The sequence below is a fragment of the Pseudomonas sp. S9 genome, from assembly GCF_000222125.1.
GTDB classification, from domain to species: domain Bacteria; phylum Pseudomonadota; class Gammaproteobacteria; order Pseudomonadales; family Pseudomonadaceae; genus Aquipseudomonas; species Aquipseudomonas segetis.
On sequence record NZ_AFFX01000003.1, the window covers coordinates 76,033 to 94,485 of the forward strand.

General features: G+C 55.3%; 14 protein-coding genes and 1 tRNA gene. 9 read left to right on the plus strand and 6 right to left on the minus strand.

Annotated elements, in window-relative coordinates:
• Positions 1–6 precede the first annotated feature (6 nt).
• The 3 genes from PSES9_RS0107055 to PSES9_RS0107065 all read right to left on the minus strand — a co-directional run bounded on the left by PSES9_RS0107055 (position 7) and on the right by PSES9_RS0107065 (position 4,179).
• Entirely contained in the window at positions 7–1,047 is a 1,041-nt protein-coding gene (locus tag PSES9_RS0107055; RefSeq protein WP_010485458.1) for a GlxA family transcriptional regulator, read from the minus strand.
• Between the two features lie 549 nt (positions 1,048–1,596).
• Complete coding sequence (locus tag PSES9_RS0107060; protein ID WP_010485460.1) at positions 1,597–2,901, minus strand: MFS transporter; 1,305 nt, start codon at positions 2,899–2,901, stop codon at positions 1,597–1,599.
• A gap of 477 nt (positions 2,902–3,378) precedes the next feature.
• Positions 3,379–4,179, minus strand: coding sequence for a phosphatase PAP2 family protein (locus PSES9_RS0107065; protein WP_010485463.1), 801 nt, complete (start codon positions 4,177–4,179; stop codon positions 3,379–3,381).
• A gap of 379 nt (positions 4,180–4,558) precedes the next feature.
• Between PSES9_RS0107065 and PSES9_RS25655 the strand changes: the two genes are divergently transcribed.
• Positions 4,559–4,726 (plus strand): helix-turn-helix domain-containing protein, encoded by a 168-nt coding sequence (locus PSES9_RS25655; protein ID WP_010485464.1) that lies wholly within the window; start codon positions 4,559–4,561, stop codon positions 4,724–4,726.
• 321 nt (positions 4,727–5,047) lie between these two features.
• Here the strand turns inward: PSES9_RS25655 and PSES9_RS0107075 are convergent, their stop codons facing one another.
• Complete coding sequence (locus PSES9_RS0107075; protein WP_010485467.1) at positions 5,048–7,180, minus strand: TonB-dependent siderophore receptor; 2,133 nt, start codon at positions 7,178–7,180, stop codon at positions 5,048–5,050.
• A 431-nt stretch (positions 7,181–7,611) separates the two neighbouring features.
• Positions 7,612–7,688, minus strand: a tRNA-Arg gene (locus PSES9_RS0107080).
• A 368-nt stretch (positions 7,689–8,056) separates the two neighbouring features.
• On the opposite strand from PSES9_RS0107080, the gene gabD reads away from it, so the two are divergent.
• Positions 8,057–9,505 carry an NADP-dependent succinate-semialdehyde dehydrogenase gene (gabD, locus tag PSES9_RS0107085; protein ID WP_010485469.1) on the plus strand — a complete coding sequence of 483 codons (1,449 nt, stop codon included), beginning with the start codon at positions 8,057–8,059 and terminating at the stop codon, positions 9,503–9,505.
• Positions 9,506–9,697: 192 nt separating this feature from the next.
• Entirely contained in the window at positions 9,698–10,978 is a 1,281-nt protein-coding gene (gene gabT / locus PSES9_RS0107090) for a 4-aminobutyrate--2-oxoglutarate transaminase (protein ID WP_010485471.1), read from the plus strand.
• A gap of 157 nt (positions 10,979–11,135) precedes the next feature.
• Here gabT and PSES9_RS0107095 read toward each other — a convergent pair whose 3' ends face one another.
• Positions 11,136–11,552: a hypothetical protein gene (locus tag PSES9_RS0107095; protein WP_010485473.1), complete on the minus strand. Its 417-nt coding sequence runs from the start codon at positions 11,550–11,552 to the stop codon at positions 11,136–11,138.
• A 153-nt stretch (positions 11,553–11,705) separates the two neighbouring features.
• On the opposite strand from PSES9_RS0107095, the gene arsS reads away from it, so the two are divergent.
• Genes arsS through PSES9_RS23055 form a run of 6 tightly spaced genes read left to right on the plus strand, consistent with a single transcriptional unit; the run spans position 11,706 to position 18,448 of the window.
• Complete coding sequence (gene arsS, locus PSES9_RS0107100) at positions 11,706–12,674, plus strand: arsenosugar biosynthesis radical SAM (seleno)protein ArsS (protein WP_010485474.1); 969 nt, start codon at positions 11,706–11,708, stop codon at positions 12,672–12,674.
• An 11-nt stretch (positions 12,675–12,685) separates the two neighbouring features.
• The gene (locus PSES9_RS0107105) at positions 12,686–14,086 is read left to right on the plus strand and encodes a sodium:solute symporter (RefSeq protein ID WP_010485476.1); all 1,401 of its coding nucleotides are present in this window, start codon (positions 12,686–12,688) and stop codon (positions 14,084–14,086) included.
• A gap of 9 nt (positions 14,087–14,095) precedes the next feature.
• Positions 14,096–14,614, plus strand: coding sequence for a peroxiredoxin-like family protein (locus PSES9_RS0107110; RefSeq protein WP_010485478.1), 519 nt, complete (start codon positions 14,096–14,098; stop codon positions 14,612–14,614).
• Positions 14,614–15,582: a hypothetical protein gene (locus tag PSES9_RS0107115; protein ID WP_010485480.1), complete on the plus strand. Its 969-nt coding sequence runs from the start codon at positions 14,614–14,616 to the stop codon at positions 15,580–15,582. Before PSES9_RS0107110 ends, PSES9_RS0107115 begins: the two co-directional genes overlap by 1 nt.
• Positions 15,582–17,723 (plus strand): FAD-dependent oxidoreductase, encoded by a 2,142-nt coding sequence (locus tag PSES9_RS0107120; RefSeq protein WP_010485482.1) that lies wholly within the window; start codon positions 15,582–15,584, stop codon positions 17,721–17,723. The genes PSES9_RS0107115 and PSES9_RS0107120 overlap by 1 nt, the downstream gene beginning before the upstream one ends.
• Positions 17,720–18,448, plus strand: coding sequence for a DUF3047 domain-containing protein (locus tag PSES9_RS23055; RefSeq protein ID WP_010485483.1), 729 nt, complete (start codon positions 17,720–17,722; stop codon positions 18,446–18,448). Before PSES9_RS0107120 ends, PSES9_RS23055 begins: the two co-directional genes overlap by 4 nt.
• Positions 18,449–18,453: the final 5 nt, after the last annotated feature.

Here is an 18,453-nt window from a genome sequence, read left to right on the forward strand (position 1 = left end):
TCCCGCCTATGTGCCCCGTGTCTTGTGCACACCCGTGCGAAAACGTCCTGGGGAAATATCGAAAAACTCGCGGAAGCATCGGCGGAAATGAGAAATGCTGATAAACCCGCTTGCCACTGCGATATCAGCGAGCGACCTGTTGGTTTGCTGGAGCAACTGGCGAGCATGGGTTAAGCGCAGCTCAAGGTAATAGCGGGGTGGCGTAACATTGACATGGCGACAGAACAGGCGCTCAAGTTGACGTCTGGACATACTCACATGAGCGACGATTTCATCAATCGTCAGGGGCTCTTCAATATTATTGTGCATCAACTCCAGAGCCAGTTTGAGCGGTTGTGGCAAGGTCAGGTTGTTGTCTAGCGTCAGTGCCGAAATATCCAGGGTTTCTTTGGTCTTATCGCAGCTGAGTACTTCCTCTATTGCATGGACTAAGCTGTCGCCATGCTCAAGCTTGACGAATTCGAGGATCATGTCCAATGAGCTGTTAGCGCCTGCGCAGCCTATCCTGTTGCGATCCAACACAAATGAGTGTTTTGAAAGCTGAACTTTAGGGAAAAGCTCAGCCATCATGGCCCGGCCGTCAGGATGAAAGGCGCAGTCGTATCCATCCAGGAGGCCTGCCTCAGCAATAAAATACGACCCATTCCAAAGGCCGCCAAGCGTTACCCCGGCAGAATCGGCTGAGCGTAACTTGGTCCTGATACCCTGTTGTGTCTGTAATGCAACACGAAATCCACCGCAGACCAGGATGAGGCTTTGTTGACGTTCATCCAGGTCACCTAAGCTGCAATCTACTGAGATCGAGATACCAAGGTCGCTGACGACCAGGTCTTTACTCCCGACCACCAATATTTCATAAAGTGGAGCCGTACTCATCAGGTTAGCCGTGACGAGCGCATCCACCGCACCGGTAAACGCCATCATCGAGAAATGATCGAGCAACAAAAATGCAACGCGTTGTACCGCCTTCTCCCGAGCGTCATCGATCAAGCCGTTGAGGTGCAAACGGTTTTTATCTTTCAGGACGCTCTCGAACGACGATCTCATTATTTTGCTACTCAATAATTGCGGTACAGCTTGGTCGGAGCGGTATTGATGGTGCGGATAATCATATTGATCTGTACTGCCTACGAAAATAGCAGTGCAATCACTTCTGCAGTCGGTAGGTTTGAGTCGCCCTGGCGTAAAGGCGCACGCCCACCTACGCTCGCCCTCAACAGCTAATGCTATTTGTCACTGACAGGCACCTTATCCCCACTTTTCCGCTTTGTAACGGATATTTTTCGCTGCACAGAAAAAGCCAGGTGCTCGACAAATGTTGGTTTGTCGAGTTTCGGTAATAAACCCTGGTGTGGTGTTTTTGCCTAGGTGAGTCGGGCTTGGCTTGTGATCAGATGCGCGCGGAGATCCGTCACGCCGCAAAGAGCCTGTCTTGGAATCTGCGCTTTATCAACGGGCTTGTTCCCCTTGCTCGAAACCTTCCCGGGTCGACAGGGGCAATGTCGTCCTGCAGCGGTGCATGGGTAGCTAACGCCAGGGTTCAGGGCTTAAGTCCCAGTGAGAGGCATACACAGATGCGCAACCTGTACTGGACCATTAATTGAGTGGTTTTTTTGAGGTCTCAGGCAGCGCGAGGCCACCGATAAGGGCGAGCAGAGCAATAACGATTAAATAATAGGCAGGCGCCATTTGGTTGCCCGTCTCTGCAATCAGCCATGTGGCAACCAGGGGCGCCGTTCCACCGAACACCGTGTAGGCCATGTTGTATGTGAAGGCTGATGCGGTATATCTGACTTGGGTTGGAAATTGCTCGGATAAGAGAACCGCTGTGACCACGCCGCATATCACTGCCCCGATTGCAAGCAGCGAACCCCCTAGGATCAAGTAAACCAACTGCCCAGAAGCCGCCATTGCAAACGCCGGATACACCGAGCCGATAAGGCAAACACAGGCGGTCATGATCGTTTTTCTGCGCCCGACATAATCCGAGTACCGACCAACAAACGGGCACAGGCAAGCAGCAAAGATGAGGGCAGAAAATACCGCGAGCAATGCGGTGGATCGACTAGCGCCCCCCACAACTTGCATGTAAGTGCTTAAGTAGGTTGTGAACATATAGAAAGAAAGCGCGGTAGCGGAAATAAAAGCCATTAGGCAAGTAATGCTCTGCCAATGGTTTTTAAAGGTGTCTTTTAATGGTGAATGCTCTGCTACAGGCTGTGATTTTAATGCTTTAAACGCTGGGGATTCATCTAGATGCAAGCGCATGTATAAACCAATTAGGCCTAGTGGCGCTGCAATCAGGAACGGGATACGCCATCCCCACTGGCTCATGTCGGCTTCTGATACAAAAAAATTAAGGCCATAAACCAATGCTGCAGCCAAGGCGAACGCAATGAAGGTAGAGACCGGAATAAAACTCCCGTACCTGGCCTTTTGCTCCACTGGCGCATGTTCTATTACATAGGCGCATGCACCTGCATACTCACCACCCGCGGAGAAGCCTTGCGCACACCTTGCGAGTGCCAAAAACACTGGCGCATATATGCCTATGGCGGCATAGGTGGGTAATAGGCCTATCATCGCTGTTGCGCCAGCCATCATAAGAACTGTAATTGCTAAAACACGCTTTCTGCCGATCTTGTCGCCAAGGGTTCCGAAGAAAATGCCACCGAGCGGGCGTAGTGCAAAGGACACCGCAAAGACAGCAAATGTTTGCAGTAATGCTAATGCTGCGTTGCCGGCAGGAAAGAAGAGACTGGCGATAGTAACAGCGAGAAATCCATAGACCGCGAAGTCGAACCACTCGACAAAGTTCCCGATTGCAGAGGCTGCGATTACCTTCTTCAAGGTCGCGATGTCTACAAGTCGTGCGTCTGTTATCTGTTCATGGCTTGTCATGGATTACCTTTTTTTTTTTCGTTGCCAGCTTATGCAAGTCAACTTTCAAAATACCCACCCCATGGTTTGAGCCGGGGTACTCCTTTCGCCAAAAAACTACCCATACACGACGTCTAGGCTGCCGGTTTAGAGCCTGAAGAGGGCTCAGGTTAGCTGTGTCTTTCGTGCAGCATTCGTCGCCAATAGTGGTGACTGCTCACATTGGGCCGTGGAGGATGATCGGTAGGAACTAGCAAGTAATAGGCAGAGGACAGGGGCGGGGTGTAACAACAACTTACCCAGGAACAGGCCTGGACTAGGCCCTTCACTCGGTGGAAAGCCCCTTGGATTTCCAGTACATAGACCCCGCAGCGGCGAGGCAGTCGTTTTAGTCTGCGAAAGGGAAATCAGTGCGGTTTTGCAGCCAATGGCCGGGGCTTGTTGTAAGTCCCTACACGAAATACTCGATCGGACCTGGGCTGGATATGGACAAGCCTGTTACGCCTCGCGCACCAGGCTCATGCGGTTGATGACTGGTATTTTCGCAAGCAAGCGGAAAATGGGCGCTGTGGCTTTAAGCCACAGGCTGCTGGCAATGGCTGCAAATGGCGTGTAATAGCCCCAGCCCAGGGCGAGAAATGCGATTAACAGGCCGCCGATGTAATCGTCCTGGCCCCAGTGAGCTCCTGCGACCAACCGTGGCAGCATAAACAGCAGTGCCAGTCCCCAGATCAACACACGCTGCAGCAGTGTGCGGCTGAACACTGACAAGAACATTGCCCAAATGAGCAGCACCGAAGCATGGTCGCCCGGAAAGCTCTGGCTGGAGCGATCCTTGAGTTCCCAGGTTTTTTCCAGAGTCGGAAAAATGTCACTCAAATGCACTGCGCCTTCAAGCACCATGGAGGGGCTGTCATGCTGAAGGCCGGAATGGTCAAGCCATTTGGAAAACAGCGTGCGGATAATCAATAACAGGATCAGGATCGAAACAAATCCAAACATCGCTGCCCGCACCTGCGCAGCCTTGAGCACCCAGTCTCCCTTGATCAGCAGCGCCAGCAGGATCAAGCCGACCAACACATCGAAAGGCCGCAGGCTGGCGACCGTCCAGATATGAAGCCACACCACATTGTGTTCAAGCGGACGATTAAGAAGATGAAAAAACCAGGTATCAAACTGGTTGAACAGTGCCTGGCCGGTCGGCCAGACCCAGACGCCAAGAAGCCCTAAGGCTATAAGGTTGCACAGCAACAGCCTGCGGATACTCCACTTGGCGTGAAAGAGGGTGTTATTGGCCATAAAAGCTCCAGGTTACATGCGGTTGCGCCACTTCCTTGGGGCGCGTAGCGGGGCTTTATAACGTCTTGAAACAACTTTGTCATCAGCGCTGGCAGGCTTTTGGGACCGGTTTTGCGCCATCGCAAGCGGAAGCAGAACAGGCTTGGCATTCTGCTGGCAGGGGCATTTGGCGCGAAAGTGAAGGGGTGCGGCGGGCTGTGCAATTGTGCGGGCTGGGTGCAGTGATGAAGTACTGGGATTGATCCTACGACAGGAGCCGAGCGCTCTGACAGGCAAGATGGTGCAGCCCGCTATCGGCTCGCTTAAACCCATGGCAAACACAATTGCAGTGGGGGTAGTCCACTCCCTGATTGCATAAACACCCTTGGAGTTTTCGTCGATGGTCCTGAGTAGTATCGAGCAAGCAGCAGGTATTCTGAATATCTGCCGCACAACTGCGTATCGCTTAGCAACGCAGAGGAGGCTTCCTTGTGTGCGTAGCTTTGGGCCGCTCCGTATGCACGCAGAGAAGTTGCTGGAAATGATCGAAGCCGAGGCTCTCTTCTGAGGCCGATTCGGAACAGGAAACTCGGTTGGAGGCAAACTTTTAAAAATGCCTCTAAGTACTGTTCTGAAAGGTTTTAAGCTGATTTTCCTGTTTGCAGTGTATAACTCATATCGGCATCTAAGGATGGTCATCCTAGGCACAAAAAACTAAATATGAGATGTCGGCTCCATTAGATCACTACATCACCCAATCATAGAGGCGAAATCTAACGGTGATGAAAGTACTAGGGGCGGGATGCTTGAATAGTCAGTCAGGACTGCATCGCTTGATTCCAGTATCTAGTCCTGAATTTCAGGACCGGACACTAGGAATCAGAGGGCGTTACCAGCTTAGCGATAGACTGCCGAGCAAAGTCCGCTCATCGCCCCAATAACAGCGGCCCGCATTGTTGCAACCGGCTACATATTCCTGATCAAACAGATTCTTGGCATTTAGATCAATTGACCAGTTTTTGTCGAACTTATAACCGATGGCTGCATCAACCAGCGTCACGTCGCCGCTATCCAAGGTGCCGTAAAGAGTGTCTGGAGTGTAGGCAAACGTACTATCGTAATGGCGTACACCGCCACCCAATCGCAAGCCTCGTAGGGCCCCATCGATGAACCGGTAGTTAGCCCAGATCGACGCCTGATTACGAGGCACTCCGGTCATTTGTTTGTCTTCAAGCAAGGAGCCCGGTGCGTCTTTGGTGACGCGTGCGTCGGTATAGGTATAAGCCGCTGTGATATTCAAGTTGGCGTTGATGTCGCTGTTTACCTCCAACTCGATCCCTTTTGAACGGCTTTCGCCAACTTGGCGGTAATCGTTGATGGCCGCTTCGAAGTAGACGTCGTTTTCTTTACGGAGATCGTACACAGCGGCGGTGAATGTTGTATCCCAGCCTCTAGGTTCATACTTTACGCCGACTTCATACTGCTCGCTGGTAATCGGATCAAGTACGCCACTAGCACTGGACGTCTGTTGTACCGGTACAAACGCTGTGGGGTAGCTGACATAAGGCGACAAGCCATTCTCAAACTGATACATCAGACCGGTTTGCCAGGTGACGTCGTGGTCGGTGTAGTCCAGGTCAGAGGCTGCGTTGCTGACTGGGCTGGTGGGGGCAAATTTGTTGCGGTACTGACTGTCCACCGATTCGTAGCGACCGCCGAGTAAGAAAATCCAGTTTTCATACTGACTCTGCGCTTGGCTGTAGATCCCACTCATTTGTTGGTCGAGTTGCGCGTTCTGGATGGTGAATGGAGTGGTTGGCTCGCTGGTCCATATCGGATCGTAAATATCGATCGTTGGGCCGAAACCGGCGTCCCAATCCTGATTGAATGAAGTGCGGTCAAAACTCGCTCCTACCAGCACGGTGTGCTTTACGGCACCTGTACTGATTTTTCCTTCCAACTGATTGTCCAGCGAGTAGGTGATGGACTTGTTGTGGCGGTCGTAAGCCGTCATGCCCAGCGTTGTGCCGTAACCACCGTCGTTGAGGTTGGTCGGCCAGGTTTCATTCCGTTGGATTTGCGACTGCATATAGCGTGAGTTCTGCCGGAACTGCCAGTCATCATTGAAGATGTGAGTGAACTCGTATCCGGCAGTCCAGACTTCACGATCAAAATCGTTCCAATCCGGGTTACCAAGGAAGGTGTCCTTGTCCAGCTTGCCATTGGGGTTGTTGCGCAACGTTCCAGCAGCAGGTAGGCCTAGCTCAAGATTAGTCCGGTCTTTTTGATAGGTAGCAAGCAATGTCAGGGTGTTGAAATCATTAAAGTTCAGCGTCAGGGACGGGGCGATATAGATGCGATCGTCCTGTACATGATTGGTTTGGGTATCGGATTTACGCCCTACCATAACCATGCGGCCCAGTACATTACCGCTTTCGTCCAGCGGACCAGATATATCAAAATTCAGCTGGCGACGATTATTCGTACCATAATTCAGTTGCACTTCACCTTGGGATGCGGCGGTAGGGCGTTTGCTCACCAAATTGACCAGACCACCGGGTGCATTCTCACCATAGAGAATTGAGCTTGGGCCGCGGAATACTTCTACCCGCTCCAAGCCGTAAGGTTCGCTGGTGGTGTCATAGCGATTACCCTGTACACGCAGACCATCGCGCAGCAGGCCATAACCATAGTCAGTTGCATTGAAACCACGAATAAAGAACAGGTCACCGGCCAAACCATCACCGGCGGCAAATGGCGGGGCAAAGATTCCCGGAACATAACCCAATACATCCGTTAAGGACTGCGACTTCTGATCTTCGATACGCTGTCGGGTGACTACTGATACTGAGCGTGGCGTCTCGGAAAGTGGCGTGCTGGTTTTGCTGGCGGTCAGGCTTTTCTCTGCCTTGTAGCCGAAGTCAGGGCCTTGTGGTCGATCCAACTCACCGGTCACGGTCTGTTCTGGTAGCGTCACTGGATCAACGTTCGCAAATAAAGGGCCGTGGAAAGTGGCGGTCATTACTACCGCCAAGTACTTAAGTTGAAACCGTCCCGCGCCCCGTCTGATTGTCGTCATCTTGCTCCCTCCCCAAAATCCTGAAATCCGCCAAGTAGCTGTTTCACAAAGTGTTCGGCAGCTTAATAAATGCAAGTGATAAAATAAACAATAACTATTCGTATTTGTTGATTTGAGTGGTTGCTACCCATTGATTTGCGTCGATCTCGAAAACTAATTGATGGAGAATCGGGTTTGTTGAGGTCTTGTGGTCAACTAATGCCGGACCCGATTCTAGGTTTTTCTTCGGCTTTTGAAGGGGGTAGTCCAGCATAGGCCGGGGATGCCTACCGGAGCGGGGTAGTCCGACATTCCGAGCGCCAATTTGGATGGGCACATTTGGGACACATGAAAAACAAAAGGGCCTAGGTTTTCACCTAAGCCCTTGTCTTATATGGCGCACCAGGCGGGATTCGAACCCACGACCCCTGCCTTCGGAGGGCAGTACTCTATCCAGCTGAGCTACTGGTGCGTTGCGGGCGCAATGATACGCATCTAGTTCGCGGGCGTCCATGGGCATGGTTTGTTCGTGATTCTGCACAAAATATGAACGGCTGGCAGTCACTCGTCTATCGAAAGAATAAATAACGGCTTAAATCGTTAATTTTTTCGAACAGACTATTGCCCTTTACCCCTTACGACCCTAGGATTCGTTTGAGATTTCAAACACACGCCCTGAAACTGATCGGAACTCGACAGCCCCCTGCTGCTCGAAACCCTTACAGGCCAGGTTGATGCTTGATCCGCGCGGCCATTCGACCGACATATTTTCATATTGGGCACACGCCTAGGCTCCCATAACAACCTCCCGGTTTTAGCGCCGGTATTCAGGAGACTGCCATGCAATTGCAAGACACTCAGCTATTTCGTCAGCAGGCTTATATCGATGGTGCCTGGTTGGACGCCGACAGCGGCCAGACTATCAAGGTGACCAACCCCGCGACCGGCGAGACCTTGGGTACTGTGCCAAAGATGGGCGCAGCAGAAACGCGTCGTGCGATCGAAGCGGCTGACCGTGCGCTGCCGGCCTGGCGTGCACTGACTGCCAAGGAACGCGCAAACAAGCTGCGCCGCTGGTTTGAGCTGCTGATCGAAAACCAGGACGACCTGGGTCGCCTGATGACGCTGGAGCAGGGCAAGCCGCTGGCGGAAGCCAAGGGTGAGATTGCTTATGCAGCTTCGTTTATCGAGTGGTTCGCAGAAGAAGCCAAGCGTGTATATGGCGATGTGATTCCTGGCCATCAGCCTGACAAGCGCCTGATTGTGATCAAGCAGCCAATTGGCGTGACTGCGGCAATTACCCCGTGGAACTTCCCTGCTGCGATGATCACCCGTAAAGCCGGTCCAGCATTGGCGGCAGGCTGCACAATGGTGATCAAGCCTGCGTCGCAGACTCCATTCTCGGCCCTGGCCTTGGTGGAGTTGGCCGAGCGCGCGGGTATCCCTAAAGGGGTGCTGAGCGTGGTCACCGGCAGTGCTGGCGATATCGGTGGCGAGCTGACCAGCAACCCAATCGTGCGCAAGTTGTCGTTCACCGGTTCGACCGAAATTGGTCGTCAACTGATGGCTGAGTGCGCCAAGGACATCAAGAAGGTGTCGCTGGAGCTGGGCGGTAACGCGCCGTTTATCGTATTTGATGACGCTGATCTCGACGCTGCAGTCGAAGGTGCGATTGTTTCCAAGTACCGCAACAACGGCAAGACCTGTGTCTGCGCCAACCGTTTGTATGTTCAGGACAGCGTCTACGATGCCTTCGCCGACAAGCTCAAGGCTGCCGTTGCCAAGCTCAATATTGGTGATGGTTTGAGCGAAGGCACCACAACTGGCCCGTTGATTGACGATAAAGCCGTGGCCAAGGTGCAAGAGCACATCGAAGATGCCGTCGGCAAAGGCGCCAAGGTGTTGACTGGCGGCAAGCCCCACAGCAAGGGCGGTACTTTCTTTGAGCCAACCATTCTGGTTGACGTGCCACTTAACGCTGCCGTCGCCAAAGAGGAAACATTTGGCCCGTTGGCGCCACTGTTCCGCTTTAAAGATGAAGCTGAAGTGATTGCCATGTCCAATGACACCGAGTTCGGCCTGGCTTCGTACTTCTATGCCCGTGATATGAGCCGTGTGTTCCGTGTGGCCGAGGCCCTGGAGTACGGCATGGTCGGCGTCAACACCGGCTTGATCTCGAACGAAGTTGCGCCGTTTGGTGGCATCAAGGCCTCTGGCCTGGGCCGTGAAGGTTCCAAGTACGGTATTGAGGACTATCTGGAAATCAAGTACCTGTGCCTGAGCGTATAAATCCTTAATGCCTGGTGATGGCTGAGGAACCAACTGGCAAGAGCCAGCCCGGTTTTTTGGCCATTGCCCTTAGTTTTAAGTAACCCTGTGACTGGGGAGGACGCGGCAGTCGATCATCGTATGCTGCTGCGTTTGTCACCGGTCGCGCAGTCCTTGAACCACGCCGCACGATGAGCGGTGAATGAGGAAGACATGAGCAAGACTAACGAATCATTGATGCAACGCCGCACCGCCGCTGTTCCACGTGGCGTTGGCCAGATCCATCCGATTTTCGCTGCAAAAGCGGAAAATGCGACGGTAACCGATGTTGAAGGCCGTGAGTTTATCGACTTCGCGGGCGGTATTGCGGTGCTCAACACTGGCCATCTGCATCCCAAAATCGTTGCGGCTGTTCAAGAGCAACTGACCAAGCTTTCCCACACTTGCTTCCAGGTATTGGTTTACGAGCCATACGTTGAGGTGTGCGAGAAGATCAATGCTAAGGTGCCAGGTGATTTCGACAAGAAAACCCTGCTGTTTACCACCGGTTCCGAAGCCGTTGAGAACGCGGTGAAGATTGCGCGCGCCGCAACCGGTCGTGCGGGCGTTATTGCTTTCACTGGCGGTTACCACGGTCGCACAATGATGACCCTGGGCCTGACCGGCAAGGTCGTACCTTATTCGGCAGGCATGGGCCTGATGCCGGGTGGTGTATTCCGTGCGCAGTATCCTTGCGAGCTCCATGGTGTCAGCACCGATGATGCAATCGCCAGTATCGAGCGCATCTTCAAGAACGACGCCGAGCCGAAAGACATCGCGGCAATCATCATCGAACCTGTCCAGGGTGAAGGTGGTTTCTACGTTGCACCGAAGGATTTCATGAAGCGTCTGCGCGCCCTGTGCGACCAGCACGGCATTCTGCTGATCGCCGACGAAGTCCAGACTGGCGCTGGCCGTACCGGTACTTTCTTCGCCATGGAACAGATGGGCGTTGTGCCTGACCTGACCACGTTCGCCAAGTCGATCGCCGGCGGTTTTCCGTTGGCGGGTGTGTGCGGCAAGGCTGAATACATGGACGCTATTGCTCCTGGCGGTTTGGGCGGCACTTATGCCGGTAGCCCGATTGCTTGCGCGGCGGCTCTTGCTGTCATGGACGTGTTTGAAGAAGAAAACCTGCTTGATCGCAGCAAGGCTGTTGGCGAGCGTCTGGTGACTGGTCTCAAGGCCATCCAGGCCAAGCACAACTCCATCGGCGATGTGCGTGCGCTGGGCTCGATGATTGCCGTTGAGTTGTTCGAAGGCGGCGATCACCACAAGCCAGCAGCAGCGCTGGTTGGCCAAGTGGTGGCAAAGGCTCGCGACAAGGGTCTGATCCCGCTGTCGTGCGGTACTTACGGAAACGTGTTGCGCGTGCTGGTGCCGCTGACTGCGGAAGATGCATTGCTGGACAAGGGCCTGGCGATTATCGCTGAGTGCTTTGACGAGCTGGCGTAAGCCATAGTGCAAAAAAGCCCGCTTTGGCGAAATGCCGAAGCGGGCTTTTTTGCACCTGTAGGAAGGGCAACGCTTTATCCGTCTGTAGTTGTATTGGTTCAAGCTCCGCTTGCGGGTCGAACGGGTGGGCAAGTTTCGCGTTGTCACACCCTGCCGTTCAACGGCTGATAAAGGTTTTCGCAAACACCAGCGTACCCACACCCCATGCCGCGTTGACCAGGAAACCGATCAGGAAACGGCCTGGCAACTGGGCCATATCGAAGCCCATGCCCTTTAGCGGGAAAACCACCAGCAGGGCGACTAGAGTTAAAGCGATGCCGCCAAACAGCAAGCCTTTAATCCAGGGCTGCGGTTTTTGTGCATCCCAACGCAATACACTCAGCATCACTATCGCCCAAACCCCGCCCCAGAATGAGGCTGAGATCAACGCCGGCACCCCAAACGGCAGAGTGGCGCTCATATTGAACGGTGCAAAGGGTACGATGCCAATGCCGTGTAATATGCCCAGAACGGGTTGATGGAAGAAAGGTACTGCAAGAAAACCGGCGAGAAAGAACAAGGCAATACGCGTCATGCGAAGCTCCCAGGATAGCTTTATTAACCAGCGCGGACTTTGTACAAACTTTGTATAACAATACCGCAAGTTTTTGCTGGGCGCTGGCTGTAACAAAGGTTGGGCAAATAGCTCTATAAATCATACTTTTCATAGGAGCCCACTGTGCACGCGATGTTACCGCTGCTCGATCGCTTGGCATTTCCCGCGCTGAATCGCGGCGAGCTTGAGGCTTTGCAGGTCAATCTAACCTATGTGTGCAATCAACGTTGCCTGCATTGCCATGTCAACGCGGGGCCTACGCGTAAAGAATCAATGACCGATGAAAGCCTTGCGCTGCTGCATCAGGTGATTGATGCTCATCCTGTGCATACGCTTGATTTGACCGGTGGTGCACCTGAAATGCACCCGCGTTTCCGTGAAATCGTCATGCATGCACGGCGCGAAGGCTTGCGGGTCATTGATCGTTGCAACCTGACTATCCTGAGCGAGCCCGGTTATGAGGATCTGGCTCAGTTTCTTGCCGAGCACCAGGTTGAAATCAGCGCATCACTGCCCTGTTATTCCCGTGACAATGTGGACAAGCAGCGTGGTGATGGTGTTTTCGATGCCAGCATCATCGGCCTGCAAAAACTCAATGCGCTGGGCTACGGTAAAGAGGGTAGCGGCCTGGTCCTGAACCTGGTGTACAACCCGCAAGGCGCCAGTCTGCCACCGCCCCAGCAAGCCCTGGAAACTGACTATAAGCGCCACTTGCTGGAAGACTTTGGCATCGTCTTCAATCACTTGCTGACCATCACCAACCAGCCGATTGCGCGCTTTGGCAGCACGCTGGTGAGCAAGGGCCAGTTCAATAGCTATATGCAGCTACTGCGTGACAGTTACCGTGCCGAGAACGTGGCGGGCTTGATGTGCCGTTCGTTGATCAGTGTCGACTGGCAAGGCTATCTGTACGACTGCGACTTCAACCAGATGCTCGACTTGCCCCTGGAGCTGCAAAGCCACGTAATCAGCCGCCAGCGTCCGCACTTGAGTGATCTGCTCAATGCGACACTGGCTGGCAATCCCATAGTTACCCGTGACCATTGCTTCGCTTGCACGGCTGGACAAGGTTCCAGTTGCGGCGGTGCGCTTAATTCCTGAGGAAGTAGCCTATGCAACCCAACAGTGCTCTTGGCCTGTTTTTTTGGGGATTTCTGGTGCTGTACGGGGTGTTGATGGTGATGTTGTCGCCACGCGCCGTCACCATCGGTGGGTTTTTCCATGGTGAAGACAACCAGGGGCGTAGCGCTGCGCCATGGCTGCTGACCTCCAGTATTTTCATTAGCTGGATCTTCGCCAAGTCGGTAACCAATGCGGCCAACCTTGGCGTTAGCTACGGCTTGATTGGTGGCTTGGCCTACGCCACCTATTGGCTGGCGATCCCATTGACCGGCTTTGTGATCTACCGGTTGCGGCGCAAGTTTGCGGCAACCGGGCTGGTCAGCTTTCTGAGTTCAAATTACGGGCGCGGCGCGGCATTGGCCTTTACCGCGGCGATCCTGATTCGCCTGTTTAACGAGGTCTGGAGTAATACTGCAGTGGTCGGCGGTTATTACGGTGATTCGGGCAGCACCGGGTTTATCACGGCCGCCTTGCTGTTTACTGCGGTGACACTGGCCTACAGCCTGCGCGGTGGCTTGCGCAGTTCGATCCTGACCGACGCGGCGCAAGCGGCAATCTTTGTCGTGGCCCTGGTGTGGGTGCTCGGGCTGGTATTGCCACGGCACTCAGCCGCCGAATTGACCAGCACCAGCCATTGGGCTTTCAGTGGTGGCGTGGATCTACTGCTGGTCGCGGGCTTGCAGGTGTTCAGCTATGGCTTTCATGATCCGGTGTTGACCGATCGTGGCTTTATCAGCGAAGAGAAAACCATGCGTCGTGCCTTTGTGATTGCGGGCGTACTGGGGTTTTTCGCAATTCTCGCCTTCAGCCTGATTGGGGTCCATGCGCAGCTCACGGGGTTGGCCGCATCAGGTAACGTGCCGGCTGACCTTGCCAAATCCATGGGCGTCGCAGCCTTGATGGTCATGACGGTGGTAATGTTCTCGGCTGCCGGTTCCACTTTGGATTCAACCTTTTCCAGTCTGGCCAAGTTGGCGGGCCGTGAATTGCCCAATCTGGCCGGGCGTGACCTGGGTCAGAAGGCAATTGGCGTGGGCATGGCGGTGATGGTGGTGTTTGCCCTGCTCGGTAACCTGCCAATGCTGGCGGGCACTGACATTCTCAAAGCCACGACTATCAGCGGCACCATGGTGATTGGCCTGGCACCGGTATTTGTTCTCCACGGCATCGTCAGGCCAACTCGCCTTGGGTTTCATCTGAGCTTCTGGTGCGGCTTGCTGTTGGGACTTGAATTGAGCATCGGCTGGATACCGCAAAGCTGGGCAATTGGCGACGGTAACTACGCATTGTTGCTGGGCACCAACCTCTACGGCCTTATTCTTTGCACACTGGGCTATGCAGTGCCGGGGCTTCTGTGCTCGGCGCCCAACGCATCATCCGCCTCTACCTAGGAGCTGAACATGAGCCAATTGATCCCGCGCCAGACTGTGCCCGAACTGAGCGTCAAGCTGATGCCGGAAGGCCAATGGACCTTGAATGCCAACACGCCGAAGAACTTCACCATGCTGGTGTTCTATCGCGGCATGCATTGCCCGCTGTGCCGCAAGTCACTGCAAGAGCTCAACGGCTTGGTTGAACGCTATGCAGCGTTGGGTGTCGAGGTGATTGCATTGTCGACCGACAACCATGAACGCGCGCAGAAGACCCAGGCCACCTGGACCATCGCCAATGTGCCCTTGGGTTACGACCTGAGTATCGAGGCAGCGCGTAGCTGGGGGTTGTTCGTTTCCGAAGGCAAGCCTGGTTCGCCGGAGCCGGAAATTTTCGCCGAGCCGGGCGTGTTCCTGGTTCGCCCGGACGGTACCTTGTACATGTCTTCGGTCAACAGCATGCCGTTTGCCCGGCCGCACTTCGACGAGCTGCTCGGTGCGGTCGAGTACGTGATCAACAACAACTACCCAGCGCGCGGCGAAGCCTGATGTCACTGCGCGCGGGCCGTGACTGCCCCCTGGATTACCGCTTGCCCGCGCAAGCGTTCGCTGCGCAGCCACTGTTTGGCTGCGACACGCTTTATGTGGTCGGTGGCTTGTACGGTAATCGTCAGGCCATGGCGGCGCTGCAGCGCAGGGTCCAGTCCGAGCCAGGTGCTCGTGTCGTGCTCAATGGCGATGTGCACTGGTTCGATTGCGATCCGCAGGTATTCTTGCAGGTCGAGCAAGGCCTGAGTGCCTACACCTTGCTGCGCGGCAATGTGGAGACCGAACTCGGGCGAGCCAGTGATAGCGGTGCAGGTTGTGGTTGCGCCTACCCGATGACGGTTGATGAGCAGGTGGTCGAACGTTCGAACGCCATGCAGCAACGACTCAAGCAAACCGTTCAAGGCCTGCCTGGCGTGGCTGAGCAATTGGCCGCGCGGCCAGCAACGGCTGTGGTCGCGGTTGGCGGACGGCGCATAGCAATCAGCCATGGCGACGAGCAATCGCTGGCGGGTTGGCAGTGCTCGCGTGAGGCGCTGGATGAGCCGGCGCGGCAGCTGGAGCTTGACAAATGGCTTGAGCATAATCAGTGCGAAGTATTGGCCACCAGCCACAGTTGCGCGGCGGTTGCGTTGAACCTGGAGCATGGCACCCTGATCAACAACGGTGCCGCTGGCATGCCTAACTTCAGTGGCGGGCGCTATGGCGTCATCACGCGGATTGCGACCACGCCACATGCGGCAGCGCTGTATCGCGCCGAGCGCAAGGGTTTGTTTATCGAGGCCTTGGCCTTGAACTACGATCACCCGCAATTTCTCAATGACTTCGACCGCCAGTGGCCGTCTTCCAGTCCGGCTGCGCTGTCCTATCGTCCACGTATCCAGGGGCAGGCACTGCCAGCGGTGTCCAGCGCTCTGCTGAAAGGCTTCAGCTTGTGCCAGAGCCTATGCGCCATGGAGGCGCTTACTTAATGAACAGCCGTAAAATTTTGTTGATGGGTGTGATTCTGGCGCTAATTGCCAGCTTCTTTGTTTTTGACCTGGGCCAATACCTCAACCTGGAGGCGCTCAAGGCCCAGCAAGCCTCCTTGAATGCACAGGTCTCGGCGCAACCCTTGCTGGCCGCCGGGATATTCTTTGTCATCTATGTGGCCGTGACTGCGTTGTCGCTGCCTGGCGCCGCGCTGATGACCTTGCTCGGCGGAGCGCTGTTTGGCCTTGGCGAAGGTTTCCTGCTGGTTTCATTTGCCTCGACCATGGGCGCCACCCTGGCCATGCTCAGCAGCCGCTTTTTGTTGCGTGACTGGGTACAGAAGCGCTTCGGCAAGCGCTTGGCCAGCATTGACCAGGGCGTTGAGCGCGAAGGCGCGTTCTACCTGTTCGCATTGCGCCTGGTGCCTTTGTTTCCGTTCTTCCTGATCAACCTGGCGATGGGGCTTACCCGTTTGCCGGTGCGTACCTTCTGGTGGGTCAGCCAACTGGGCATGTTGCCGGGCACCCTGGTGTACGTGAATGCTGGTCGCGAGCTGGGCCAGCTGGAATCACTCAGTGGCATTCTGTCGCCGGGCTTGATTGGTGCATTTGTACTGCTGGGCATATTCCCGATTATCGCGCGCAAGCTGCTCGGCCTGATCCAGGCACGACGCATCTACAAGAACTGGATTCGCCCGGACAACTTTGACCGCAACCTGATTGTCATCGGAGCGGGTTCCGGTGGCTTGGTCAGCGCATATATTGCGGCGGCGGTCAAAGCCAAGGTCAGCTTGATTGAAAAGCACAAAATGGGCGGCGATTGTCTCAACACAGGTTGCGTCCCCTCCAAGGCCTTACTGCGCTCGGCAAAGTTTGCTGGCGAGCTGAAAAAAGCCGATGCCCTGGGCTTTCGCACGGCACGTGCCGAGATTGATTTTCCTGCGGTAATGGAGCGTGTGCAGCGGGTTATCAGTGACATCGAGCCCCATGACTCGGTTGAACGCTACACCGGCCTGGGCGTCGAGGTGATTACCGGCGAGGCGAAAATCACCTCGCCCTGGACGGTTGAGGTCAACGGCCAGGCGTTAAGCGCACGGAGCATGATTATCGCCGCCGGTGCCCGGCCCTTGGTGCCCAATATTCCGGGCCTTGACCAGGTTCAGGTGTACACCTCCGATAGCATCTGGGATCTACGCCAACAACCGCGTTGGATGCTGGTGCTGGGCGGCGGCCCCATAGGTTGTGAGCTGGCCCAAGCCTTCCAGCGCCTGGGCAGCCAGGTTATTCAGGTCGAGCTGGCTGACCGCTTGTTGCCCCGTGAAGATGCTGATGCCAGCGAGCAGGTACTCAATAGCCTGCTTAACGATGGTGTCGATGTGCGCTTGCTGCATAAGGCCGAACGTTTCGAATTGGTCGATGGTGAGCAGCGTATGGTTGCGCGCCGTATGGACAACGGCGAGGAAGTGACCATCGCCTTTGATTGCCTGTTGATGGCGCTGGGGCGCGTGGCGAATGTCAGCGGCTACGGTGCAGAAGACCTCGACCTAGCGGTACGCCCGAACGGTACGCTGGAAACCGACGAATACCTGGCGACGCGTTTCCCCAATATCTATGCGGTGGGTGATGTAACCGGGCCATACCAGTTCACCCACGTTGCGGCGCATCAGGCTTGGTACGCGGCTGTAAACTCGCTGTTTAGCGGCTTCAAGCGGTTCAAGGTGGATTACCGGGTGATTCCGTATTGCACCTTCACGTCTCCTGAAATCGCGCGGGTGGGTTTATCCGAGACTGAAGCACAGGCGCAGGATATTGCCTATGAAGTCACCCGCTACGAGATTGATGATCTCGACCGGGCGATTGCCGATGAAGCCGCCCTGGGTTTTGTCAAAGTGCTTACCGAGCCCGGCAAGGACCGAATCCTCGGGGTGAGTATCGTGGGTGAGCATGCCGGTGAGTTGCTGGCTGAATATGTGTTGGCAATGAAGCACAACCTGGGGCTGAACAAGATCCTGGGCACCACGCACAGTTACCCAACCATGGCTGAAGCCAACAAGTATGCGGCAGGTGAGTGGAAGCGTGCCCATGCGCCGCAAGGCCTGTTGCGCTGGGTCGAGAAGTTTCATGGCTGGAGGCGCGGTTGAAACGCCTGCCAGGCATGCTGGTGCTGGTCTGTGCCTTGGCGCAGGCCGCCGTGGCACAGGTCGGAAATCAGCTGCAGGCATGGACATCCGGCCCGCCAGCGGGTGAGTGGTCAGCACCTTGGCGCTTGGCCGATATACCCAAGCTCAAGCCCTCGATCCGCACCCTGGAGACTCAGGCGGGTCGAAAGGTCCTGCATATCAAGGCCGATGCCGCCGCGGGAGGTTTGCTGCACCCACTGGACCTTGCCGGTGATAAACCCTGGATATTGAGCTGGCAGGGGCGCACGGAAAAGCCTTTGCGCAAGGCGCAATTCGCCCCCCGTGAGGGGGATGATTATGCTGCGCGGGTGTATGTGCTGCTGGATTATCCGCTGGATGACCTACCTTTCCTGACCCGGCAAAAGATCCGTTTGGCGCGTACTTTTTATGATCCGGACCTGCCTGCCGCGACACTGGCTTATGTATGGGATAACAAGGCGGCTCCCGGCACGCATGGGCGTAGCGCCTATACCGATCAAGTCGAGATGAGCGTACTGCGCGGCCCCCAAGCACCCTTGGCGACCTGGCTGAGCGAGAAACGCAACCTGCGCGCGGATGCGATTGCCGCTTTTGGCGCTGCGCCGCAACGGATCATCGGCGTGGTCTTTGCCGTCGATAGCGACAATACCGGGGAGTCGGCCGAAAGCTATTTTGCCGAGCCGAGCTTGGAGTTACAGGCGCAATAACAACA